Source organism: Pseudomonadota bacterium (assembly GCA_010028905.1).
Taxonomy (GTDB): domain Bacteria; phylum Vulcanimicrobiota; class Xenobia; order RGZZ01; family RGZZ01; genus RGZZ01.
In genome coordinates, this window is sequence record RGZZ01000404.1 from 1 (window position 1) to 4,586 (window position 4,586).

At 67.7% G+C, this 4,586-nt stretch carries 4 protein-coding genes; 2 read left to right on the plus strand and 2 right to left on the minus strand.

Annotated features, from left to right (window positions below):
• The first annotated feature begins 66 nt into the window (after nucleotides 1-66).
• Together EB084_19995 and EB084_20000 are read left to right on the plus strand one after the other, a co-directional pair.
• Entirely contained in the window at nucleotides 67-1,320 is a 1,254-nt protein-coding gene (locus tag EB084_19995) for a lysine 2,3-aminomutase (GenBank protein NDD30548.1), read from the plus strand.
• A gap of 107 nt (nucleotides 1,321-1,427) precedes the next feature.
• The gene (locus EB084_20000) at nucleotides 1,428-2,171 is read left to right on the plus strand and encodes a hypothetical protein (GenBank protein NDD30549.1); all 744 of its coding nucleotides are present in this window, start codon (nucleotides 1,428-1,430) and stop codon (nucleotides 2,169-2,171) included.
• A 57-nt stretch (nucleotides 2,172-2,228) separates the two neighbouring features.
• On the opposite strand, the gene EB084_20005 is transcribed toward EB084_20000, so the two are convergent.
• Together EB084_20005 and EB084_20010 are read right to left on the minus strand one after the other, a co-directional pair.
• Nucleotides 2,229-3,455 (minus strand): tRNA guanosine(34) transglycosylase Tgt, encoded by a 1,227-nt coding sequence (locus tag EB084_20005; protein NDD30550.1) that lies wholly within the window; start codon nucleotides 3,453-3,455, stop codon nucleotides 2,229-2,231.
• Nucleotides 3,456-3,466: 11 nt separating this feature from the next.
• The gene (locus EB084_20010) at nucleotides 3,467-4,447 is read right to left on the minus strand and encodes a hypothetical protein (protein NDD30551.1); all 981 of its coding nucleotides are present in this window, start codon (nucleotides 4,445-4,447) and stop codon (nucleotides 3,467-3,469) included.
• Nucleotides 4,448-4,586: the final 139 nt, after the last annotated feature.

Below are 4,586 nucleotides of genomic sequence, written 5' to 3' on the forward strand. Positions count from 1 at the left end.
TACGCCTACCGTCGCAGAAGCGACTTCCACGAGCCGGACTGGCGCAGGCTTCCCGGGTACAAGGACGTGACGCAGGCCGAGTGGGAGAGCGCCCTCTGGCAGCGCAAGAACACGATCAAGAACCTGGCCGAGCTCAAAGCGGTGTTCGGCGCGCTCCTCCCCGACGATCTGCTGGCCGACATGGATCGCGACCAGCAGGAGACCGCCACCATGTCCATCCTCGTTCCCCCGCAGATGGTGAACGTCATGGATGAGACCGACCTGTGGCGCGACCCCGTGCGTCGATACATGCTGCCCGCCCGCGCCGACCGCCACCCGGAATGGGCATCCCATCCCCACGCCCAGCGAGACAGCCTTCACGAGGCCGATATGTGGGCTGTGGAAGGCCTCACCCACCGCTACCCCACGAAGGTGCTGGCCGAGATGCTCTCGACGTGCCCGCAGTACTGCGGCCACTGCACCCGCATGGACCTGGTGGGCAACGACGTGCCCACCGTGAAGAAGCATCGGTTCGAGATCGGTCAGAAAGACCGCTACGCGCTCATGCTCGAGTACCTGCGCAAGACCCCGTCTGTGCGCGACGTGGTGGTCTCTGGGGGCGACATCGCCAACCTTCCCATACAAGCCCTCGAGGGGTTTGTGAGCCAGCTGCTCGACATCGAGAACATCCGCGACATCCGCCTCGCATCGAAGGGCCTGCAGGCGGTTCCCCAGCACTTCCTGCAGGACAGCGTGCTGGCCGGGCTCGAGCGGCTTGCGAAGAAGGCGTGGGATCGAGGGGTCGACATCGCCGTGCACACGCACGTCAACCATGCCCGCCAGGTCACCCCGCTGGTGGCGAAGGCGGCGCGCAAGCTGCACGAGCTGGGCTTCCGCGACGTGCGCAACCAGGGCGTGCTGCTGCGCGGTGTGAACACCTCGCCCCACGACCTGCTCGATCTCTGCTTCGCCCTTCAAGACCACGCCCAGATTTTGCCGTACTACTTCTACATGTGCGACATGATCCCGAACGCCGAGCACTGGCGGCTGGCCGTGTACGAAGCGCAGGAGCTGCAGCACGACATCATGGGCTACCTGCCGGGGTTTGCCACCCCCCGCATCGTCTGTGACGTGCCGTTCGTGGGCAAGCGCTGGATCCATCAGGTGCGCGAATACGACCGCACCCACGGCGTCTCGCAGTGGACCAAGAACTACCGCACCTCGGTCGAGGCAAACGACACCGACGCCCTCAACCGCACCTACCCGTACTACGACCCCATCTACACCCTGAGCGAAGAGGGGCAGGCCTGGTGGCGCCAGCAGGCATCCACGCAAGCCTGATCCCCGGGTTGCGCACCGCCTGCCCCGCGCACGTCGTGGTGGGCGAGATGTCCCGTCCCTCTCCGCCCGGAGGACTGCCTCCCCCCAAGCGCGAACAGGCCGCGAATATGAAACCCATTCGACTCGCCCTTCTCCTGGCCGTACTCGTGCTCTGGGCGCCGGCGCCGGCCCGCGCGCAGCTCACCGCGGGAACGCCCGCGCCTCCGTTCACCGGTCCGGGCCCTACCGTGCCCGGCCTCTATGCTGGCGTGAAAGACCAGCAGGGTGTCGCGGTCTCATGGGTGAGAGTGCAGGGCATCAAGGACCGCGGCGACCTCGTGGCCTATGTGCGGGGCAAGTGGGGACAAGGCCTGGTCGAGGTTCCCCTCACCGACGTCTCCGACATGGAGTTCGTCTACACCGAAGGTCGCATCCAGGCCGATGTGCGTCTGCTCACGGGCGAGACGATGCAGATGCAGCTCGAGAACCCGTTCACCGAGCTCAGCGGCTTCTGGCGCCAGAACCCCTACTCGGTGCCTCTCGCAGGCATCCGGCAGGTATGGTTCCGCTACGTCTCCCAAGAGCAGCTGGCGCCCGAGTACTACGTGGGCACTCCCCAGAACCTCACCGTCGAAGGCGTGGTCACCTCGCTCGAGCTGCACGGCAACGGCGGCTTCCTCACGGTTGAGGGCAAGCGCGGCGAAGCCGTGAACCTGCGCTTCGACTACGCGCGGCTGCACTCGGGCATCGACCTGCTGCTCAACAAAGCCCCCTGGATGGTGGGGCGCAGCGTGAAGGTGCTCTACCGCCTCACCTCCGATTCTGGCCGTCACGCGCTGCGCGAGATTCGCGACATGCAGCTCGGTCGCTGAGGCAGGCGCGCGCTACCCTCTCCTGGGCTCAGCCCCTCGAGCAGGGCTTCAGCTCCGTCAGCCGCCGAGCCAGGCCTGCTTCATCGCCACGAAGGTGCCATCAATGATGGCCGCGCGGATCTGCTCCATGAGACGCTGCATGAACCACACGTTGTGCACCGTCGCGAGCCGTATGCCGAGCAGCTCACCCGCTCTGAACAGGTGGTGGATGTAGGCGCGGGTGTAGCGCCGGCACGCCGGGCAGGCGCATCCGGGTTCGATGGGGCGTTGGTCGGCGCCGTACTGGGCGTTGTTGATGTTGATGCGGAAGCGCCGCTTGGTGGCGTGCTCAGGGCCCACGAAGATGGTCCCGTGCCGCGCGAAACGGGTGGGGATCACGCAGTCGAAGCTGTCGATGCCCCGCGCCACGCACTCGAAGAGATCGTCGACGTCGCCGATGCCCAGCAGGTGGCGGAAGCGCCCGTCCGGGAGGCCCGGAATCGTCCACTCGAGCACCTGGTGCATCTCGCTCTTGTCCTTGCCCAGCGACCCGCCCACGGCAAAGCCATCGAAGGGCATGGAGGCGATGACCTCGGTCGACACCCGCCGCAGGTCTTCATAGGCGCCGCCCTGCACGATGCCGAGCAGCGCCTGGGGGTGCTCGGGACCGTGGGCCGCGATGCAGCGGGCAGCCCAGCGATGGGTGCGCTCCATGGCCCGCTGGGTGTAGGCGTGGTCAGACAGGGGCGACGTGCACTCATCGAAGGCGACGATGATGTCGGCGCCGAGCTTCTGCTGAATTCCGATGGAGATCTCGGGGTTGAGCCGATGCGACGACCCGTCGAGATGCGAGCGAAAGGTCACCCCGTCTTCGTCGATGCGCGCCATGCGCGTGTACTCGACGCCAGGGCCGCCATAGGTGCTGGGCCTGGGCTGCTCGCTGCCCGGGAATATGCTGCCGATCTTGCCCACGCCGTGCTCCTTGGCGTAGCCCAGCGAGAACGCCTGGAACCCCCCGCTGTCGGTGAACAGCGGCCGCCGCCACGACATGAAATCGTGCAGCCCGCCGAGCGCACGCACGCGCTCAGGCCCCGGACGCAGCAGCAGGTGATAGGTGTTGGCCAGCAGCATCTGGGCGCCGGCCGCCTCGAGCTCATCGCCGTCGAGCGCCTTCACCGTGGCCGCCGTGCCCACGGGGCAGTAGACCGGCGTGCGCACCTCGCCGTGCGGGGTGCGCAGCACGCCGGTGCGGGCCCAGGTGCCCTCGAGTCGTGTCTCGACCTCGAACGAGAAACCGTCGCGCATCGTCTCGGCCATCAGTAGAACACCGTCCGCGTCTTGTGATACGGGCGATCATCGGCGTGCCGCTGCTGGCCCAGCTGCCAGAGGAACCAGTCGATCTCGAAGGCCCGCGCCCCGTGCCCCCGCGTCGCCAGGCCCGCGCGGATGCGCTCGACCGCGTCGACCGTGGCGGCACGGATCTCAACTTCCATCGGATCGTTCGGCGCGATGTGCACCTCGCGATCGACGACGTCGGCCAGCGCGGCGTCGTAGCGCATGACCCCGAGCCGCCGCAGCACCTGGGGCACCTTGTAATCGGCGAAGGCGGTGAGGGCCTCGAGGCGCGTGAGACGTCCGCAATCGGCGCCATCGAAGGTTCCGAACAGGTCGACCGCCACGATCTGGGCCCGCTTGAACAGGGGCACGCGCTCACCGTCGTAGACCGCCGCGTCGTCGAACGACGACAGGTCAGCCGCCACGCGCAGCGCGAGATCGACCGCGTCGAAGCCCACGTCTTCGACCATGTTGGCGAACTGGCCGTCGTAGCGCGAGGCCAGCACCCGCCCCACCTCCTGCAGGTGGGTCACGCGGTGCTCCATGAGCGGAATCTCGCCCTCGACGCCGCGCAGCAGGCGCTCGACCGCAGAGCGATCGACCTCGGCGAGCCAGCCGGCGTCCAGCACGGGCACACCCTCTTCGGCCGCCTTCTTGAGCGCGGCCGACAGGGCCCAGTAGCCGGTGTGGGGGCGATCGCGGTACGCCACGGTCCACCGCGGTTGTCCCGGATCGGGCCAGAAGCAGAAGTTGAGCGCGTCGAGCACCAGCACGTAGTTGGCGCTGGCGCGCGTGCCATCGAAGTAGTGCAGCGCGCGGTTCCACTCCGGAACAGGGTGGGGCTCGTGCTGCCAGGCGTCGCAGACGGCGGCGACGGCAGCGTCGTCGATGGAGACGTGACGGGCCCGCGTCATGACGCGCGCGCAGGCCTCGGCCACGCCGGTGGTAGAAGCATGGTTCATGCGCGTTGATTCATGACGATCTCCGCCCTCCCCTGCGTGAGCGGTCGCGGCGTGCGATCACGAGATGCGGTCGCCAGGTGCGGTCACGAGATGCGGCCACGTTGCGCAGCGGCAGGTCGCAGGATTTGCGGCGTCAATG

Bases quoted from the DNA above. Each gene is read 5' to 3' on its own strand.
- EB084_20000 (NDD30549.1), top strand. From the start codon at position 1,428: ATGAAACCCATTCGACTCGCCCTTCTCCTGGCCGTACTCGTGCTCTGG.
- EB084_20005 (NDD30550.1), bottom strand. From the start codon at position 3,455: ATGCGCGACGGTTTCTCGTTCGAGGTCGAGACACGACTCGAGGGCACC.
- EB084_20010 (NDD30551.1), bottom strand. From the start codon at position 4,447: ATGAACCATGCTTCTACCACCGGCGTGGCCGAGGCCTGCGCGCGCGTC.